This is a genomic window from Bradyrhizobium sp. 613_E4_N2_2, from assembly GCF_052075995.1.
Lineage (GTDB): Bacteria > Pseudomonadota > Alphaproteobacteria > Rhizobiales > Xanthobacteraceae > Bradyrhizobium > Bradyrhizobium barranii.
On record NZ_CP197234.1, the window covers coordinates 2,721,898 to 2,740,437 of the forward strand.

Genomic DNA, 18,540 nt, shown 5'->3' on the forward strand with positions numbered 1-18,540 from the left:
ACCACGATCATGAGCGACGCAAAGCCGATCTGGATCAGGGATCCCCTCGCCATCCTCGCCGACGGTGCCGAGCGCGGGATCGTGGTGAGGGATGGCCGGATTGTCGAGCTCGTGCCGGCAGGCGGCAGGCCTGCAACGGCGGACGTCGCGGTGTTCGACGCAAGCGAGCATGTCGCACTGCCGGGCCTGATCAACACGCATCATCATTTCTACCAGACGCTGACGCGGGCGCTGCCGGCGGCGATGGACCGCGAGCTGTTTCCCTGGCTCCAGGCACTCTATCCGGTGTGGGCGAGGATGACGCCGGAATCGCTCGAGCTCGGCGTCACCGTGGCGATGTCCGAGCTCCTGCTCTCGGGCTGCACCACCACAACGGATCACCACTATGTGTTCCCGGCGGGACTCGAGGAGTCCGTCGATATCGAGGTTGCAGTCGCAAAACGGCTCGGTGTCCGGGTGCTGCTCACGCGCGGCTCGATGAACCTGTCGCAGCGCGACGGCGGCCTGCCGCCTGACAGCGTCGTACAGGACGAGGACACGATCCTCGCCGACAGCGCGCGCGTGGTCGCAAAGCATCACCAGCGCGGCGCGGATGCGATGGTGCAGATCGCGCTGGCGCCTTGCTCGCCGTTCTCGGTGACGACGTCGCTGATGCGCGCCACCGCCGATCTCGCCGACAAGCTCGACGTTCGTCTGCACACCCATCTCGCCGAGACCGAGGACGAGAACAAATTCTGCCAGCAGATGTATGGCTGCCGTCCGCTCGACTATCTCCAGCAATGCGGCTGGCTCAATGCGCGGACCTGGCTCGCCCACGGCATCTTCTTCAATGCGGAGGAGATGAAGCGGCTCGGCAAGGCGAAGACGACCATCAGCCATTGCGCATGCAGCAACCAGATTCTGGCGTCGGGCTGCTGCCCGGTGTGCGAGATGGAGGAGGCCGGTGTCGGCATCGGCATCGGCGTCGACGGTTCGGCCTCGAACGACGGATCGAATTTGATGCAGGAGGTGCGGGCCGCGTTCCTGCTGCAGCGGGCCCGCTACGGAGTGGCCAAAGTCAGCCACAAGGATGCGCTGCGCTGGGCGACCAAGGGCTCGGCGGCGTGCGTCGGCCGGCCGGAACTGGGCGAGATCGCCGTCGGCAAGGCCGCCGATCTCGCCCTTTTTAGGCTCGACGAGCTACGCTTCTCCGGTCACGGCGATCCGCTGGCCGCGCTGGTGCTGTGCGGGGCGCATCGGGCCGACAGGGTGATGGTGGCGGGACAATGGGCCGTGATCGACGGCGCGATCCCGGGACTGGATGTTCCCGATCTCATTCGCCGCCACAGTTCCGCGGCGCGGGCGATGCAGGCGGGATAATCCGGGCAAAAAAGAAAGAGGGGGCGACCACAAGTGCCGGGTGCTTCTGGCCACCCCCTCCGAACCTCCTCCGGGAGGAGCAGGTGATCTAGGCAATGCAAGAAGCGTGCTACTTGCCCGGAAGCTTGTCGTCGATGCCTTTGACATAGAAATTCATGCCGAGAATCTGGCCGTCATCGAGGTGATCGCCACCTTTGCACTCGACCGGCTTGCCGTCCTGCCCAACGACCGGGCACTTGAATGGATGCAGCTTGCCCGCTGTGATCGCGGCCTGGGCATCCTCGGCGAGCTTCTTCACGTCGTCAGGCATGTTGGTGTAGGGCGCCATCGCAAACATATGGCTGTCGAGGCCACCCCAGCTGTCCTCGGACTTCCAGGTGCCGGCGAGCTCGGCCTTGACGCGCTCGATGTAGTAAGGGCCCCAGGTGTCCAGGATCGAGGTGAGCTGGGTCTTCGGCCCGAACTTGATCATCTCGGAATCCTGGCCGAAAGCGAGCTTGCCGCGTTCGCTGGCAATTTGCATCGCCGCCGGCGAATCCGTGTGCTGCATGATCACGTCGGCGCCCTGGTCGATCAGCGCCTTGGCGGCGTCGGCCTCCTTGCCCGGGTCGAACCAGGTATTGGCCCAGATGATCTTGACCTTGATATTCGGGTTGATGGTCTGCGCCGCGAGGATCGTCGCGTTGATGCCGGAGACGACCTCCGGAATCGGGAACGAGCCGATATAGCCGAGCACGCCGGACTTCGACATCTTGGCCGCGATCAGGCCCTGGATGTAGCGGCCCTGCCACCATTTGGCCGAGTAGGTCGACATGTTCGGGTTGCGCTTGTAGCCGGTGGCGTGCTCGAAATGCACGTTCGGATATTTCTTGGCGACCTTCAGTGTCGGGTCCATGTAGCCGAACGAGGTCGTGAAGATCAGCTTGTTGCCGGCGCGGACGAGCTGCTCGATGGAGCGCTCGGCGTCGGGACCTTCGGGCACGTTCTCGAGATAGGTGGTCTCGATCTTGTCGCCCAGCTCCTTCACCAGGGCCTGGCGCGCGAGGTCGTGCTGGTAGGTCCAGCCCAAGTCTCCGATCGGACCCAGATAGATGAAACCGACTTTCAGCTTGTCGGCGGCGGAGGCTGCACTGACGCTTCCGGCAAGCAAAAGCCCGGCAGCCAGCGCAAGAAGTGATTTCCTCATCATCAATCTCCAAACATCAGGGGACAGCCACGATCCGCAACGTGCGCGCCCCATCGCGCCCGCCGCGGAAATGAAACGCTAGCGGTCCGGCACGAACACAGTGCCGAGCGCGGCCGGCGCGGTCGAGCCGCCGGTGCGCGCGCGTGAGAGCAGGACCAGGACGATGACGGTTGCGAGGTAAGGCAGCGCCGACATGAATTGCGAGGGAATGCCGACGCCCCAGCCCTGAGCGTGGAGTTGCAGGATCGTCACCGCGCCGAACAGATAAGCGCCGACCACGAGCCGGCCCGGCCGCCAGGACGAAAACACGACCAGCGCCAGCGCGATCCAGCCGCGCCCCGCGGTCATGCCTGGAATGAAGAACGGCGTGTAGGCGAGCGGCAGATAGGCGCCGGCGAGGCCTGCGCAGGCGCCGCCGAACATCACAGCGAAGGTGCGGATGCGCAGCACGGGATAGCCGAGCGCATGCGCGGAGACATGATTGTCGCCGCAGGCGCGGAGGATCAAACCCGCCCGCGTGCGGTACAGGAACCACCAGACGCCGACGACGAGCGCGATGGAGAAATAGACGAAGGCGTCCTCGCCGAACAGCACCCGGCCAATCAGCGGCATGTCCGTGAGGCCGGGAATATAGAGGTGCATCGCGGGCGTGATGCGCTCGCCGACGAAGCCGGCGCCGATCAGGCCGGACAGGCCGACACCGAGGATGGTCAGCGCGAGACCCGTTGCAACCTGGTTGACGGCGAGCCCGAGCGTCATCAGCGCGAACACCAGCGACATCAGCGTGCCCGCGACGATGCCGAACAGCGCGCCGATGAAGATCGAGCCGGTGAGCCACGCACCTGCAAAACCGCAGGCTGCACCGACGATCATCATGCCCTCGACGCCGAGATTGAGCACGCCGGAGCGCTCGGTCACGAGCTCGCCGGTCGCCGCGATCAGGAGCGGCGTGGATGCGGCGAGCACCGCGAGGATGATGGCTTCAACCAGTTCCACGGGCCACCTGTCGGTTCGGGAAAACCAGCTTGAAGCGATAGAGAATGAGCGAATCGCAGGCGAGCACGTAGAACAGCAGAATGCCCTGGAAGACCTTGGTGACGTCCAACGGGATCTTCATCGCGATCTGCGCCTGCTCGCCGCCGATAAAGGTCAATGCGAGGAAAAGGCCTGCAATTAATATTCCAAGCGGGTTCAGCCGGCCGAGGAAGGCGACGATGATCGCGGTAAAGCCGTAGCCGGGCGAGATGCCGGGCTGAAGATGCCCGACCGGACCCGCGACCTCGATGATGCCGGCAAGGCCTGCGAGCGCGCCTGACACAGCGAAAGTCAGGATGACCAACTGGTTGGCGTTGAAGCCGCCGAACCGCGCGGCGCGCGGCGCCGCGCCGACCACGCGAATCTCAAAGCCCTTGATGGTTCGGCCGAGCAGGATCGCGGCTGCCGCGACGACGAGCAGGGCGATGATCGAGCCGAGATGCAGCCGGCCGCCTTCAATCAACAGGGGCACCGTCGCTACCGGATCGAACTCCGCCGTGGTCGGGAAGTTGAATCCATGCGGATCGCGCCAGGGTCCACGTACGAGATAGTCGAGGAAGAGGTCGGCGACATAGACCAGCATCAGGCTAGTCAGGATTTCGCTGGCGCCGAACTTCACCTTGCAGATCGCCGGGATCAGCGCATAGAGCGCGCCTGCTGCGGCGGCGAGCACGAGCATGACCGGAAGCACCCAGGCGCCGGCATCGGTGCCCTGCGTCTTCACCGCGATCCAGCTTCCGGCCACCGCGCCGATCAGGAATTGCCCTTCGGCGCCGATGTTCCAGGCATTGGCGAGATAGCAAAGCGACAGTCCGATCGCGATCATCACCAGCGGCGTCGCCTTCACCGCGATCTCCTGCAGTGAATAGCCGTCGGTCAACGGCGCGATGAAATAGGCATGCAGAGCGAGAAGCGGATTCTTGCCGAGGATTGCGAACAGGATGATCATCGTCGCGATCGTCAGCCCGATCGCGATCAGCGGCGAGACCAGCGCGATCGTGTTGGAGCGCTCGACGCGCTTCTCAAGCACCAACTGCATGCGCGGCCTCCTTCGGCTCCAGGCTGCTGCCCCCCATCAACAGGCCGAGTTTTTCGCGCGTGGCTTCGCTTGTTGCAAGCGGCGCCGACAGCCGGCCATGGAACATCACGGCGATGCGGTCGGCGATTTCGGCGAGCTCGTCGAGATCCTGGCTGGTGACGAGCACGGCGGCGCCTGCGGTTGCGAGATCAAGCAGCGCCTGACGGATCACGGCGGCGGCGCCGGCATCGACGCCCCAGGTCGGCTGGCTCACCACCAGCACCGCGGGGTTGCGCAGGATTTCGCGGCCGACGATGAACTTTTGCAAATTGCCGCCGGACAGGCTCGCAGCTTCCGGATCCCGCTTGGCCTTGCGCACGTCGAACGTTTCGGTCGCGCGGTCCACGGTCTTCAGCGTGGCCGCGGTGTCGATGAAGCCGTGATGGACCATGCCGCTGGCGGCGTGCCCGGTCAGTAGCGCGTTCTCCGAGAGCTTCATGCGCGGCGCGGTGCCGTGGCCGAGCCGTTCCTCCGGGACGAACGCCGCGCCCAGCTTGCGGCGCTGCGTGATCGAGAGGTGGCCGGCGGCGATGCCTTCGATCACGACGGTGCCGGGGTCGTTCGACAGGCGCTCGCCGGAGAGCGCGGCGAACAACTCGTCCTGGCCGTTGCCGGCGACGCCGGCGATGCCGAGGATCTCGCCGCCCTTCAGCTCGAACGAGATGTGCTCGAGCCGCACGCCATGCGCCTCGCTCGGCGCGAGTGAAAGGTCGTTGACGACGAGCCGCGGCACGGTGGTCTTGCGGCCTGCCGGTGCTCTCACTTCCCTGATCTCGCCGCCGACCATCATCCGCGCGAGCGAGGCCGCGGTCTCGAGTCGGGGATTGCAGGTCTCGACCTTCTTGCCGCCGCGCAGGATCGTGGCGGTGTCGCAGAGCCGCTTCACTTCGTCGAGCTTGTGGCTGATGTAGAGGATGGCGCGGCCTTCGGCCTTGAGGCGTTCCAGCACGATGAAGAGCCGGTCGGCTTCCTGCGGTGTCAGCACGGCGGTCGGCTCGTCCAGGATCAGGAATTTCGGATCCTGCATCAGCGCGCGGACGATCTCGATGCGCTGGCGCTCTCCGACCGACAATTGCCAGACCTCGCGCCTGGGATCGAGCGGCAGTCCATAGGTCTTCGACACCTGCTCCAGCCGGGCTGACATGTCCTTGAAGGATTCCCTGCCGTCGAGGCCGAGCGCGACGTTCTCGGCAACGGTGAGATTGTCGAACAGCGAGAAATGCTGGAACACCATGCCGATGCCGCGGCTGCGCGCCTCTGACGGACCCGACAGCACGATGGGGTGGCCCTGCCAGCGGATCTCGCCGGCGCTGGGCTGGATCAGCCCGTAGATCGCTTTGACCAGCGTCGACTTGCCGGCGCCGTTCTCGCCGAGCAGGGCATGGATCTGTTTCGGCTGGATCTCGATGCTGATGGAGTCGTTGGCGAGGAAATCACCATAGCGCTTGGTGAGCCCGATCGTCTGAAGCAGAGGGGGCTCGCCGGAATGCAGGTCGTTGGACGTCTGATCTAACATTCGCTGATGCGCTGGCACGGGGTGAAGTGCCTCAATTGTGGGCTAGTTTGAACCGTCGCGTAAGATGTGAAAAAGCGTCATCCCTTGCTCAACGCTTCGGCAGGCGGTCTATGTCGCGAGTCGCGGCCCTTGTCAGTCGATGATCGTCTCCAACCGACATTCGGGAGAGCCATTGCGGCGGCCTCCTGCGAGAGACGCCTGTTGCAAATTTGTGACGGCTCAAACCAAATCGGAACCCGCTGTGCAGGCCTGACGTGAAGTTGAGCAAAGTCGCACCTGCGCGCGTATGCAATTCCCGACCGGGCCAACGGCCGCTGTCGTCAATTGTGTCTGCATTCTTGCGCCGCCACAAAAGACAAATGAAATCAAACGGGAATCTTCGGCATCGCGTCACCGCACGCACGCAGCAGCGAAACGGAAAAAATCCTCGAATTCCTGGGTTGAAAGGCCGCCTCCTGCCGAAACAAGCGGCATGCCTTGAAAAAAGTTGAGGCTTCTCACTCCGGGAGATCGGCGCAAGTGTCGCACCCAAGGGGCGTTCATTTTTACGTGTCCAAACTTGGGGGTATTCAGGATGTCGTTTGGTTTCAAGGCAATCGCAGCCGCGGCGCTGTCGATTGCTACACTCGCTACCAGTGGCGTGGCTCAGGCAGCGGACCTGCCGGTCAAGGCTGCCAAGAAAGCGTCGGACGTCCCGTTCTTCCTGGTGATCGACAACCGCGTCACGTTCTCCTGGATGCCCAAGGGCACTGACCCCGGCATGTGGAGCGTCAATCCGAACGGCAGCATCAACGGTACGACCGCCAAGCAGGTCTATTCGTTCACGCACTTCGACCTCTGGGCCTACGGCACCAACTTCTTCACCATCTCGATGTTCAAGTCGGGTCATAACGACCCTGCTTCGCCCTGTATCGCACCTGGTCTGTCCTCCTCCTTCGGTGCAGCCGACTGCGCCGGCGCGACCGAGATCTACGGCCTGTTCCGCTCGACCTTCGGCTGGAACCAGCTCTTCAACACCAAGGCCTTCACCACGGGGCCGCTGCAGAACATTTCGTTTGAAGTCGGTATGGATGGCAATTCCGAGAACACTTTCTTGGCGCCCGCGAAGCGGGACGTCGTTGCCGGTCTCCAGTTCGCCTTCGATCTTCCTTACAAGGGCTACATCAACGTCGCGCCCTTGATGTACTGGGAGTTCTCCAACCACAACGCCTTCACTCAGTGCGGCAGCGGTTTTGCTGGCCCCCTCCCGGGTGTGAGCTGTAACTCCGATGGCAATGTCAGCTACAACCCGACCTGGGCCGTCGAAATCAACTACTACATGGACCTCGGCTTCCTGCCGCCGGGCATGCAGTTCTGGTCCATCAGCGGCCGCGCGGGCTGGTATGGAGCGAAGGGCGACTCGAACGGCCTTCCCGCGCTCTCCGGCCCTGGCCGGTTCTCTACTGCTTCCAAGGTCGAGTTGAACAGCGAACCGATCCGTCTGACCTTCGACGCTTCGAAGGCCGCCTGGGGTGACAAGTACTCGCACTTCGTCGACCTCTGGGTCGCCTACCGCTACTGGCAGAACAAGTTCGGCCTCGACCACAACGCCATGCCCGGCGTCTGCACGGTCGCCGCGACCGGCCAGAGCACCAACAGCTGCACCGAGTCCACGGTGTACGGTGGCGTCACTGTGAAGTTCTGATCGGCCGAAGGTCTTCAGGTTAGGATGGCGCCGCGCATGTCCGCGCGGCTCCATCGGCGTTTGTGAGAGCGTAGGGTGGGCAAAGGCGCAACGCGCCGTGCCCACCATCTCTCCGAGCGGTTGGGATTGGTGGGCACGCTTCGCTTTGCCCACCCTACGAAGCCTACGAAGCCGAGTATGTGGCGCCGCCTACCTCGTCCACACGCCGTCGTGCAGCGCTTCGGCTTCGTCCTCGAGCAACGGCCCCACAACTTCCGTCGGCCTCTGGCCGCTGGCAAAGACCTCGCGGCACGGCAAATCGAGCGTCGGGTTCTCCGGATGGTTGCCGGTGACGCCGCGCAGGCGGTGCTCGCTGAGGCCGTAAACCACGCGGCCGATGCCGGCCCAGTAGATCGCACCGGCGCACATCGCGCAGGGTTCTGCGGAGGAATAGAGCGTGGATGTCGCCAGCACCTCGCGGCTGAGCGTACGGCAGGCCTGCGTGGCCGCGAGGCGCTCGGCATGCGCAGTGCCGTCGTGGTCGGGCATGTAGCCGTTCTCGGTCTCGATCAGCGCGTTGCCCTCGGCATCGACGACGACGCAGCCGAACGGATGGTTGCCATGGGTGAGCGAGCGGCGGGCGACCGTGAAGGACAGGCGGAGGAAGTGTTCGTCGCGCTCGGATCCGCCGCTCATCGCTCGTCCCTGGTCAATGCCCCGCCATATGCCGGCCGACCACGGTCAGATCGGCTTCGCTGGTTCGTGCTTCATACACGAATTCGCCGTGGAACATCACCACCAGCCGATCGGAGAGTTCGAGCAATTCGTCGAGGTCCTCGCTGACGAGCAGCACGGCGGCGCCACGGTTGCGAGCGGCCATGATCTCGGCGTGGATCTGCGCCACCGCCGCGAAGTCGAGGCCGAAGCAGGGATTGGCCGCGATCAGCACCTCGACGTTGCCGCCAAGCTCGCGCGCCAGCACGGCGCGCTGGACGTTGCCGCCCGACAGCGCCGCGATCGGCGTATCGGGCGTGCGGGTCTTGATCTTGTACTGCACGATTTTCTTCTTTGCATCGTCCCGGAAGGCGCCGCGGTTGAGCCACCAGCCGAGGCTGGCGAAGGGCGCGCGGTCGAATTCGCGGAAGGCGATGTTGTCGGCGACGCTCATGCCGCCGACGCAGGCGTTCTTGAGCGGCTCCTCGGGCAGGAGCGACATCTTGTGGCGGCGCATCTCCTCGCGGCTGGCGTGATAGGGATCGCCTGCGACGCGGATCTCGCCGCTCTCGGCTTCGCGCTGGCCGGCCAGCACCTCGACAAGCTGACGCTGGCCGTTGCCGGAGACGCCAGCGATGCCGACGATCTCGCCGGCGCGTACGGTGAGCGAGACGTCGTGCACGGCAATGGCGCCTGCGTCATCGAGTGCGCGGACTTTTGCCAATTCCAGCCGGGCCTGGCCGGCTTCGCCGGTGCGCGGCGGCTGCACGGTCAGCTCCTCGGCGCCGATCATGGTTCGCGCCATCGCATCCGGTGTGAGTTCGGAAACCTTGCCGGCACCTGCGAGCTTGCCGCGGCGCAGGATCGTGACGTCGTCGGCGAAGGCCATGACCTCGCGGAATTTGTGCGTGATCATCAGGATGGTCAGTTCGCCCTTGACGACCATGTCGCGGAGCATGCCAAGAACTTCGTCGGCCTCCGCCGGCGTCAGCACCGAGGTCGGCTCGTCCAGGATCAGGAAGCGGCGCTTCAGATAGAGCTGCTTGAGGATCTCGCATTTCTGCCGCTCCCCGGCGGAGATGTCGGAGACCTTGGCGCCGAGCGGCACCTTGAACGGCATCCGCGCCAGAAAAGCCTCGAGCTCCTTCATCTCCTTCGACCAGTTCACCACGGCCGGCACATCGTCGCGGGCCAGCACGAGGTTTTCGGCGACCGTCATGGCCGGCACCAGGGTAAAATGCTGGTAGACCATGCCGAGGCCGAGCGCGTGAGCGTCCTTTGGATTTGCGATCGCCTGCTCGCGGCCGCCGACGAGGATGTCGCCTTCGGTCGCGTGGTAATAGCCCATGATGCATTTGACGAGCGTCGACTTGCCGGCGCCGTTCTCGCCGAGCAGCGCGTGGAACGAGCCCGGCCGCACCTTCAGCTCGACATTGTCGAGCGCGAGGAAGTCGCCGAAGCGCATGGTCATGGCGATGGCGTCGACGCCGAAGGCGCCTGCTGGCGGCGGCGTTTCGCCGATGATCACGAAATAGCTCCGATGAAGGCGTCCGACGTCGAGACCGCGCCGAACACGCCGCCCTGCATCTTGATCATCTTCAGGGCATGGTCGTGATTGCTCTTGTCGGTGGCGCCGCAGCAATCGTGCAGCAGGACGCATTCGAAGCCGCGGTCGTTGGCCTCGCGCATGGTGGTGTGAACGCAGACGTCGGTCGTGATGCCCGTCAGCACGATATTCTCGATGCCACGCACGCGCAGGATCAGCTCCAGGTCGGTGGCGCAGAACGAGCCCTTGCCGGGCTTGTCGATGATCGGCTCGCCCGGCAGTGGTGCAAGCTCTTCGATGATGTCCCAGCCCGGCTCGCCGCGCACCAGGATACGGCCGCAGGGACCAGGATCGCCGATGCCGGCGCCGATCTGGCGCGAGCGCCAGCGCTTGTTGGCGGGAAGGTCGGAGAGATCGGGGCGATGACCCTCGCGGGTATGGATGATGTGAAAGCCTTGGGCGCGCATGGCCGCGAGCAGCTTCTTGATCGGCTCGATCGGCGCCCGCGTCAGCGAGAGGTCGTAGCCCATCTTGTCGACATAGCCGCCGATGCCGCAGAAATCGGTCTGCATGTCGATGATGACGAGCGCGGTGTTTTGGGAGCGGAGATCGCCATTGTAGGGCCAGGCGTAGGGCTCGGACTTGATATAGCGCTCGGGCATGATTTCGCTCTCTAGCGGGTGATCGACAATTCGGCCGGGGCTCCGGTCAGCGTGCGTTTCGGCGAGCAGGTGATGATCATGATCGCCAGCGTCAGGATGTAGGGGGCGGCGTTGAAGAGGTGATAGCCGGAGGTGACGCCGACCGATTGCAGTGCGGGGCCCAGGGCCGCGGCGCCGCCGAAGGCGAGCGAGGCCCACAGGCAGAGCAGGGGATCCCAGCGCGCGAAGATCACGAGCGCCACGGCGGTGATGCCTTGTCCCGAGGACAGGCCTTCGTTCCAGCTTCCGGGATAGAACAGCGACAGGAACGAGCCGCCGATGCCGGCGAGGAAGCCCCCGACCATGGTCGCGCGCAGGCGGATCAGCAACACGGAATGGCCCATCGCGCGCGCGGCATCGGAGCTCTCGCCGGCGGTGCGGATCAAAAGGCCCCAGCGCGTGGTGCGGAAGGCCCAATAGAGGATTGGCGCGAGCGCGACGCCGATCAGGAACAGGACGTTGACGCGCAGCGCGGCGCGGACCTGCGGGGTGTCGCTCCACCAGCCAAAATCGATCGCGGGCAGCCGCGGCGCGGTGGGCTCGATCAGCGGCTTGCCGAGATAGAAGGCAAGGCCGGTGCCGAACAGCATCAGCGCGATGCCGACCGCGATATCGTTGACGCGCGGCAGCGAGCAGATACCGGCGTGCAATGCCCCCAGCAGTGCACCTGTAATGCCGGCGGCGAGCACGCCAAGCCAGGGCGATCCCGTGAGATACGAGATGCCGTAGGCACTCATCGCGCCCATCACCAGCGTGCCCTCGAGGCCGAGATTGATGCGGCCGGAGCGCTCGGTGATGCATTCGCCTAGGCTCACGAACAGGAACGGCGTCGAGACGCGGATGGCGCCGCCGAGCACGGCGAGGGGGACAGTCCAGAGGCCGATCGATCCGTCTGCCATCTCAGGATTTTCCCTTCAACAATCCAATGCGGCCGTAAAGTGCATCGCTGGCCAGCACGAAGACGAAGATGATGCCCTGAAGCACCAGAACGGATGCGTCGGGCAATCCGAGGCGGCGCTGCAAAAGGCCGCCGCTGGCGCTGATGCCGCCGAGCAGGATCGCGACGGGAATGATCGCGAGCGGATTCTGCCGGGCGAGGAAGGCGACGAGAATGCCGGTGAAGCCGTAGCCCGCCGCAAGGTTGGCGTTGGTGCGTCCCTGCACCGCGGCGACCTCGACCATGCCGGCGAGGCCCGCGGCGCCGCCGGCGAGGAAGCAGATGGTCAGGATCAGCTTGCTGGCGCCGAGACCGACGATCTTTGCGGCGCGGATGTTGCCGCCGGCGACGCGCGCGGCGAAGCCGAACACGGTGTGATAGATCAGGACGTAGGCGGCGATCGCGGCGATCAGGCCGAAGACGAGGCCCCAATGCACGTCGGTGCCGGGAATGCTGCCGATCATGTTGGCGGCGCCGATCTCGCGCGTCGACGGCTTGTTGAGGCTGGCGGGATCGCGCATCAGCCCCTCAACAAGATGATTGAGGATCGCGAGCGCGATGTAGACGAGCAGCAGGCTCGAGATGGTCTCGTTGACGCCGCGATACTGGCGCAGCGCGCCCGACAGCATGATCCACAGGCCGCCGCCGACTACGCCGCCGATGACCATGGAAATTTGCACGACGAGCGGCGGCATGCCCTGAAGCGCCAGCGCGGCGCTGGTCGCCGACAACGCGCCGATCAGGAGCGCGCCTTCGCCGCCGATGATGACCATGCCGAGCTGTGCCGGCAGTGCGGTGCAGAGCGCGGTGAGGATCAGCGGCGCAGCACGCGTCAACGTATTCTGCCAGGAGAACCAGGTGCCGAAAGCGCCGTAGTACATGTAGAAATAGAGGTCGAGCGGGTTCTTGCCGAACATCGCGACGAAGATGCCGAAGATCACGAGCGCGCCGGCCAGCGCCGCGCCCGGGATCAGGATATATTCGATTGTCGCGCCATGGCGCTGAAGAAAGCCGGGACCGGCGGCCGAGGCAATTGTCCCGGCCGCTTCAGTGGAATCCGCGGCTTCCGTTGTCACGAAGTCGCTCCGATCACGCCGTCGACCAGGTAGTCCATCTTCTCCAGCTCAGGATCCTTCTGGCCGCGATCTGTGCCGGCTGCGATCACCGTCTTGCCCTTGTTGTCGACCAGCCCGCCCTTGAAGATGGCGTAGCCCTCCGCCGACAGGAATTTGGCCTTGACCTCGTCGGCGTGCTTGCGCGCTTCGGCGGAGACTGCCTCACCGTAGGGCGAGGTCTTGACGATCTCTTCCTTGAGTCCGCCGCGATAGAAGTTCGGGATGTTTTCGCCGGCGGCGATCATCTTGACGAACTTCGGATAGAGCGCTTCCCAATTCCACTCGGCGCCGGTGAGATACGCCTTCGGCGCCAGCGGCGACTGGTTGGTGTGATAGCCGCAGACGAAGGCGCCGCGGCGCGCCGCGTTCTCGACCATGGTCTTCGGACCGTCGACGTGGCAGGTGAGCACGTCGACGCCCTGATCGATCAGGCTGTTGGTGGCTTCGGCCTCCTTGACCGGCATCGACCAATCGCCAGTGAAAATGACCTGCGTGGTGGCCTTGGGATTGGCGAGCCTGGCGCCGAGCGCGAAGGCGTTGATGTTGCGCAGCACCTGCGGGATCGGCTTGGCGGCAACGAAGCCGAGCTTGCCGCTCTTGGAGGTGTAGCCGGCGACGATGCCCGAAATGTACTGGGCCTCGTCGATATAGCCAAAATAGCTGCCGGCGTTCTTTGGATCCTTGTCGCTCCACAGGCCGCCGCAGTGCTCGAAGCGCAGCTTCGGGAACTTGGTGGCCATCTTGATCATGTGAGGGTTGTAGTAGCCGAACGAGGTCGGGAAGAGCAGGGTGGCGCCGTCGAGGTTGATCATCGACTCGATCGTCTTCTCGACCGCGTCGGTCTCCGGCACCTTCTCTTCCTCGACGACCTTCAGCCCCGGAATTTTCTTCAGTGCCGCCGCGCCCTGCGCATGCGCCTGGTTGTAGCCGTAGTCGTCGCGCGAGCCGACATAGATGAAGCCGATGGTGGTATCGGCCGCGAAGGCGGGACGGACGCCCGCTGCCGCACCGAGGGTCAGCGCCGCGCCGCCCTGCAACAAATGACGTCGTGAAATCTTGCCGAAATCCATTGCTCGCTCCCCTTGGCGGATGTCCCGCCTTAATCTCGCGGCCGCGCCGGTCTGGCGGAGCCTGGGGATAAGATGTCGCAAGCTTCGTGCCAGAGGCCACGGAGTGATCAATTGATCTGAAGTCGTTGAAAAGTATCGTGTTTATAAATTTTCAGAATTCTGCCGAGTAAACCGTCAGATTAATTTTTGAGCAAAATATAGAAGTTGTATGCAATGGAGTTGAACAGCCAGGCTAGGTCGCGTGCGTGCATGACGGGAGCTACGGTCTGCCGGCCGCATTCATGCTACCCACGCGCGGATCGGGACCGCGGTCGTGATTTTTTGCTGGCACCGAACTTGTATCGATCGCCGCCAGGACCGCCGCCGCGGTCCCAAGAGATGGGAAGCTCGCCGAGATGGTTGCTGGTAACGCCGTTCAGAATGCATCGCTCGGCGAGGAGATCGTGCGACGGATCGACGAGCTCGCCGCGATCTCGGAAGACGGCGACAAGCTCACCCGCATCTATCTCACCAACGAGCTGCGCAAGGCCGCTGACCTCATCCTGGGCTGGATGCGCGAAGCCGGCATGAGCGCGCATCTCGATGCGATCGGGAATGTCTGCGGACGCTACGAAGGCGAGCAGGCGGGGGCGCCCTGCCTGATGCTCGGCTCGCACTACGACACGGTGCGCGATGCCGGCAAATGGGACGGGCCGCTGGGGGTGATCACGGCGATCGCCTGCGTCGCCGATCTCAACCGTCGCGGCAAGCGCCTGCCGTTCGCGATCGAGGTGATCGGCTTTGCCGATGAAGAGGGGGTACGTTTCGCCTCGACGCTGCTCGGAAGCCGGGCGGTGGCGGGCACCTTCGACGAGAGCGTCCTGAACACGCGCGACCGCGACGGCGTGTCGATGCGCGATGCGCTCGTCGCGTTCGGCCTCGATCCCGATCACATCGGCGCGGCCGCGCGGGCCCGGCGCGAACTGCTCGCCTATCTCGAATTGCACATCGAGCAGGGCCCGGTGCTGGAAGCCCGGAACCTGCCCGTCGGGGTCGTCACTGCGATTGCGGGCGCGACACGGCTCGCTGCGCGGCTGACCGGCATGGCCGGTCATGCCGGCACCGTGCCGATGGCGTTGCGCCGTGATGCGCTCGCCGGCGCGGCCGAATGCATCGGCGCGATCGAGCAGTTTTGCCGCACCGACGCGGGCGGGCTGGTCGGCACCGTCGGCTATATCCAGGCGAGGCCCGGCGCGACCAATGTCATCCCGGGCGAAGTGTCGTTCACCATCGACATGCGGGCACCGACCGACATGCATCGCAAGCGCGCGGTCGCCGACGTCGTCCGCCAGATCGAGGCCATCGCCAAGCGCCGGCAATTGGTGCTCCAGCTCGACGTCACTCACGAGAACCGCACCGCGCCTTGCGCACCCTGGCTGAAGGACCAGATCGCGCAGGCGATCGCCGCCGAAGGCGCGTCGGTGTTCGAGCTGCCGAGCGGGGCAGGGCACGACGGCATGGCGATGATCGATATCGCCGATGTCGGCATGATCTTCGTCCGCTGCCGCGGCGGCATCAGCCACCACCCTGACGAGCACGTCGAGCTCGCCGATGCCGACGCCGGCGCGCGCGTGCTGCTGCGGGTGATCGAGAATTTCAGGCCGCAGGAGGGCCGTGCCGGCGCGAACTGATAGCATGAAGCCCGCAAGTCACCGGGTAGAGATACGAATCAGTCATGTTTAAAATGGTGGCCGCCATCACGGGGTCACGAGACATCAGCCGATTGACGCATATGAACAGCGACATCTCTTTTCCATCACATCGTGAGAACCGGTTCTACCAGGGGATGGCTGCGACCTTTGTCGCCAACGCGCTTCAGGCGGTCAATTTTCTCGGTGATCGCTTCCTGAGACAATCGCATCATGCGTTGTCGAACATAGAGGACCTCTACCGGCACTCGATGGACAGCGCCTTTTCGGTGACCGAGGCTTTCCTCGTCACGGGAGCGCCGCACGCCTCCGCCTATTACCCGCGCGACTTCGCCTGGTTTTATCCCGACGTTCTCGATCCCGAAACCATCATGGATTCGCAGGACGCAGTGCGCCGGGCGCGCCTGCTCGAAAAGAGCGTTCGCCTCCTGCTGGAGGCGGTTCGCGCCGACGTGGTCACGACGACCATCGTCCCTGCGGGACGTGGACGGTACCTCGGCGTGAATTATTTCTCGCGGCCCTCGGACACGCTGCTCGGCATTCTCGCCGGTCTCCAGCAGATGATAGGTGCCGACGAGAGAGCGTCTTCCTATCTGGCGATGTCGCAATGCGCACATGCCGGCCGCCTGTTGCTGGCCGAGTATGGCGCAGACCTGAAGCGAGCGATCCTCCGGCTTGCGAGCGAACTGGAGCCATTTGACACTGATGGCACCAGGTATTTGCTATGCGATGCCGGGGGGCCTCGCTCTGCGGCAACGGATACGCGGGCCGAGCGCAGGCGCTTCGTCACCAACGCCTGCGTCTACACGACGTTCGTGTGGGGCGTGCAGCTCGGGATCGTCGACGAGAACGAACTGAAGCGGCTGCTCGGTCGCGACCTTGCGCAGTACAAGCGAGATCTGCTCCGTTTGTTCGGCAAGGACGGCTATATCAGGCATTCGCTTGACGGCCCGGCGGGCGCACCGGTGTCCTTGGTGGCCCTGGATTTCGTCAGCGTGCATCGCGGCTTCTGGGACATGAACGATGCTAGCGAGCGGGCGCTGTTTGCGGCTACGACGGATCTGATCATCGCCGAGCCGCGATTTCGCATCCCCAGCACGTTCCACTTCCTGGTGTCCGCGGACAATCCACGGAACAAGATGATCCACAAGATCGCGGCGCCGGCCTATCAGGGGCGTTCGTCGTGGCCGACATTCAATGTCGAATTCGCGGATCGGATGCTGGATTTTGATGAAGCCTCAGGGAGCGATACCTATCGGGCTTGCGCGCAGGGGATATTGAAGGACATTCGGACCGCGACCGAGGTCCATGGCGGGTACCAGGAGCTGATCTCGGAACAGGGGCTGAAGTATCGCACCTGGGCGTATAAGGGCGCCGTGGCGCACTCCTGGTTTCCACGCTTCCTGTCGGTCTGGAGGAGGGCGTATGGAACGCCACTCCTCCAGTGGAATGATTGATCGGCGGCCTACCCCGCCGTCACGTCCACCAGTTCGCCGCCCTCCAGCACCTTGGCCGCCTTGGCGCGGTCGAGGTCGCCTTCCCAGGCGGCTACCACCACCGTCGCTACGCAATTGCCGACGAGGTTGCCGAGTGCGCGGGCCATGCCGATGAACCAATCGACCGACAGCACCAGCACGAGGCCGATGGCGGGAATGCTCGGCACCGCGTTGAGCGTCGCGGCCAGGATCACGATCGCCGAGCCCGGCACGCCGTGCGCGCCCTTCGACGTGATCAGCGAGACGCCGAGCACCAGCAGGAGATCGCCGAAGGACAGCGGCGTGTTGGTCGCCTGCGCGATGAAGACGACGGCGAGCGTCAGGTAGATCGAGAAAGCGTCGAGGTTGAAGGAATAGCCGGTCGGGATGACGAGGCCGACGACGGAATCCTTCACGCCCATCCGCTCCAGTTTCTTCATGATCTGCGGCAGCACGGCATCGGAGGACGCGGTCGCGAGCACAATGGTCAACTCTTCGCGCAGGTAAGCGAGGAATTTGAGGATGTTGATTCCGGCGAGCGCCATCACGCCGCCGAGCACGCCCAGCACGAAGATGCCGACCGAGACGTAGAACAGCATCACCAGCGAAACGAGCTGCTTCAGCGAGCCGACACCGTATTTGCCGACGGTATAGGCGACCGCGCCGAGCACGCCGAGCGGCGCGACCCGCACGATCAGCCCCATGACCCGAAACAGCACGGTGGAGGCCGCGTCGATGATCGATGTGACCAGCGCGCCCTTCTCGCCACCGACGAGCGCAAGGCCGACACCGAACAGGACCGCGAAGAACAGCACCTGGAGCACGTCGTTGCGCGACAGCGCATCGAAGGAGGTGCTGGGGATCACGTTCATCAGGAAGGCGCCGATGCCGCCGCCGGACAGCTTGTGCGCGTTATCGGCATAGGAGTTGAGCGCCTTGGCGTCGAGCGTCGAGGGATCGATGTTCATGCCGTGGCCGGGACCGAAGAGATAGGCGAGCAGCAGACCGACCACGAGGGCGACCGTCGTCATCACCTCGAAATAGACCAGCGCCTTGACGCCGACCCGGCCGACCTTCTTGAGGTCGCCGGCACCGGCAATGCCGTGCACGACGACGCAGAACACGATCGGGGCTACGATCATCGAGATCAGCTTCAGGAAGGCGTCGCTGAGGATCTTGAGCCCGATGGCGAAGTCCGGAACGGCCATCCCCAGGATGACGCCAAGCACCAGCGCGGCGAGGACCTGGACGAACAGCGAGGTGTAGAGCGGCTTCGGCTCGGCGGTAGGTGCCGCGGTGATGGTCGACATGGTGGACTCCCCCGGTTTGACGCGTCTTGGACGTCAAAAAGGAGCAACAACCGTGCCAGATTGTCGCGGCCTGGTCTTGGAAGTGATCCAGGGCGCCGCATAATCCGGGATTCTTGTGCGCGCTCTTCCGTTTGCAAGTCGGCATCG

At 64.5% G+C, this 18,540-nt stretch carries 15 protein-coding genes; 4 read left to right on the forward strand and 11 right to left on the reverse strand.

Features of this window, described 5'->3' with window-relative positions; translation table 11 throughout:
* The first annotated feature begins 9 nt into the window (after positions 1 to 9).
* Complete coding sequence (locus tag AB7290_RS12850; protein WP_441253462.1) at positions 10 to 1,359, forward strand: 8-oxoguanine deaminase; 1,350 nt, start codon at positions 10 to 12, stop codon at positions 1,357 to 1,359.
* A 109-nt stretch (positions 1,360 to 1,468) separates the two neighbouring features.
* On the opposite strand, the gene AB7290_RS12855 is transcribed toward AB7290_RS12850, so the two are convergent.
* The 4 genes from AB7290_RS12855 to AB7290_RS12870 form a co-directional block, all read right to left on the reverse strand.
* Positions 1,469 to 2,545 (reverse strand): BMP family ABC transporter substrate-binding protein, encoded by a 1,077-nt coding sequence (locus tag AB7290_RS12855; RefSeq protein ID WP_063986211.1) that lies wholly within the window; start codon positions 2,543 to 2,545, stop codon positions 1,469 to 1,471.
* A 78-nt stretch (positions 2,546 to 2,623) separates the two neighbouring features.
* Entirely contained in the window at positions 2,624 to 3,541 is a 918-nt protein-coding gene (locus tag AB7290_RS12860; RefSeq protein ID WP_135215155.1) for an ABC transporter permease, read from the reverse strand.
* Entirely contained in the window at positions 3,528 to 4,619 is a 1,092-nt protein-coding gene (locus AB7290_RS12865; protein ID WP_441253463.1) for an ABC transporter permease, read from the reverse strand. Before AB7290_RS12865 ends, AB7290_RS12860 begins: the two co-directional genes overlap by 14 nt.
* The gene (locus AB7290_RS12870) at positions 4,603 to 6,174 is read right to left on the reverse strand and encodes an ABC transporter ATP-binding protein (protein WP_441253464.1); all 1,572 of its coding nucleotides are present in this window, start codon (positions 6,172 to 6,174) and stop codon (positions 4,603 to 4,605) included. Before AB7290_RS12870 ends, AB7290_RS12865 begins: the two co-directional genes overlap by 17 nt.
* Positions 6,175 to 6,748: 574 nt before the next feature.
* Here AB7290_RS12870 and AB7290_RS12875 point away from each other — a divergent pair.
* Positions 6,749 to 7,858, forward strand: coding sequence for a hypothetical protein (locus AB7290_RS12875; RefSeq protein ID WP_439037007.1), 1,110 nt, complete (start codon positions 6,749 to 6,751; stop codon positions 7,856 to 7,858).
* A gap of 189 nt (positions 7,859 to 8,047) precedes the next feature.
* On the opposite strand, the gene AB7290_RS12880 is transcribed toward AB7290_RS12875, so the two are convergent.
* The 6 genes from AB7290_RS12880 to AB7290_RS12905 are packed head-to-tail and all read right to left on the reverse strand — an operon-like array spanning position 8,048 to position 13,920.
* Complete coding sequence (locus AB7290_RS12880; RefSeq protein WP_439037006.1) at positions 8,048 to 8,533, reverse strand: nucleoside deaminase; 486 nt, start codon at positions 8,531 to 8,533, stop codon at positions 8,048 to 8,050.
* A gap of 13 nt (positions 8,534 to 8,546) precedes the next feature.
* Positions 8,547 to 10,079, reverse strand: a complete 1,533-nt coding sequence (locus AB7290_RS12885; protein WP_439037005.1) for an ABC transporter ATP-binding protein — start codon at positions 10,077 to 10,079, stop codon at positions 8,547 to 8,549.
* Positions 10,076 to 10,759: a biuret amidohydrolase gene (gene biuH, locus AB7290_RS12890; RefSeq protein WP_439037004.1), complete on the reverse strand. Its 684-nt coding sequence runs from the start codon at positions 10,757 to 10,759 to the stop codon at positions 10,076 to 10,078. The genes AB7290_RS12885 and biuH overlap by 4 nt, the downstream gene beginning before the upstream one ends.
* 11 nt (positions 10,760 to 10,770) lie before the next feature.
* The gene (locus AB7290_RS12895; protein ID WP_439037003.1) at positions 10,771 to 11,697 is read right to left on the reverse strand and encodes an ABC transporter permease; all 927 of its coding nucleotides are present in this window, start codon (positions 11,695 to 11,697) and stop codon (positions 10,771 to 10,773) included.
* Position 11,698: 1 nt separating this feature from the next.
* Positions 11,699 to 12,811, reverse strand: a complete 1,113-nt coding sequence (locus tag AB7290_RS12900) for an ABC transporter permease (protein WP_441253465.1) — start codon at positions 12,809 to 12,811, stop codon at positions 11,699 to 11,701.
* On the reverse strand, positions 12,808 to 13,920 hold the full coding sequence (locus AB7290_RS12905; RefSeq protein WP_135215146.1) for a BMP family ABC transporter substrate-binding protein: 1,113 nt from the start codon (positions 13,918 to 13,920) through the stop codon (positions 12,808 to 12,810). The genes AB7290_RS12900 and AB7290_RS12905 overlap by 4 nt, the downstream gene beginning before the upstream one ends.
* 395 nt (positions 13,921 to 14,315) lie before the next feature.
* Here AB7290_RS12905 and AB7290_RS12910 point away from each other — a divergent pair, with 395 nt between their 5' ends.
* On the forward strand, positions 14,316 to 15,590 hold the full coding sequence (locus AB7290_RS12910; protein WP_439037001.1) for an allantoate amidohydrolase: 1,275 nt from the start codon (positions 14,316 to 14,318) through the stop codon (positions 15,588 to 15,590).
* Positions 15,591 to 15,691: 101 nt separating this feature from the next.
* Positions 15,692 to 17,065, forward strand: a complete 1,374-nt coding sequence (locus tag AB7290_RS12915; RefSeq protein ID WP_439037363.1) for a hypothetical protein — start codon at positions 15,692 to 15,694, stop codon at positions 17,063 to 17,065.
* Between the two features lie 8 nt (positions 17,066 to 17,073).
* Here AB7290_RS12915 and AB7290_RS12920 read toward each other — a convergent pair whose 3' ends face one another.
* On the reverse strand, positions 17,074 to 18,393 hold the full coding sequence (locus AB7290_RS12920) for a dicarboxylate/amino acid:cation symporter (protein ID WP_085405730.1): 1,320 nt from the start codon (positions 18,391 to 18,393) through the stop codon (positions 17,074 to 17,076).
* Positions 18,394 to 18,540 lie beyond the last annotated feature (147 nt).

Coding starts and splice junctions, on each gene's coding strand:
- AB7290_RS12850 (WP_441253462.1), top strand. CDS start 10: ATGAGCGACGCAAAGCCGATCTGGATCAGGGATCCCCTCGCCATCCTC.
- AB7290_RS12855 (WP_063986211.1), bottom strand. CDS start 2,545: ATGAGGAAATCACTTCTTGCGCTGGCTGCCGGGCTTTTGCTTGCCGGA.
- AB7290_RS12865 (WP_441253463.1), bottom strand. CDS start 4,619: ATGCAGTTGGTGCTTGAGAAGCGCGTCGAGCGCTCCAACACGATCGCG.
- AB7290_RS12870 (WP_441253464.1), bottom strand. CDS start 6,174: ATGTTAGATCAGACGTCCAACGACCTGCATTCCGGCGAGCCCCCTCTG.
- AB7290_RS12875 (WP_439037007.1), top strand. CDS start 6,749: ATGTCGTTTGGTTTCAAGGCAATCGCAGCCGCGGCGCTGTCGATTGCT.
- AB7290_RS12880 (WP_439037006.1), bottom strand. CDS start 8,533: ATGAGCGGCGGATCCGAGCGCGACGAACACTTCCTCCGCCTGTCCTTC.
- biuH (WP_439037004.1), bottom strand. CDS start 10,759: ATGCCCGAGCGCTATATCAAGTCCGAGCCCTACGCCTGGCCCTACAAT.
- AB7290_RS12895 (WP_439037003.1), bottom strand. CDS start 11,697: ATGGCAGACGGATCGATCGGCCTCTGGACTGTCCCCCTCGCCGTGCTC.
- AB7290_RS12905 (WP_135215146.1), bottom strand. CDS start 13,920: ATGGATTTCGGCAAGATTTCACGACGTCATTTGTTGCAGGGCGGCGCG.
- AB7290_RS12910 (WP_439037001.1), top strand. CDS start 14,316: ATGGTTGCTGGTAACGCCGTTCAGAATGCATCGCTCGGCGAGGAGATC.
- AB7290_RS12915 (WP_439037363.1), top strand. CDS start 15,692: ATGAACAGCGACATCTCTTTTCCATCACATCGTGAGAACCGGTTCTAC.
- AB7290_RS12920 (WP_085405730.1), bottom strand. CDS start 18,393: ATGTCGACCATCACCGCGGCACCTACCGCCGAGCCGAAGCCGCTCTAC.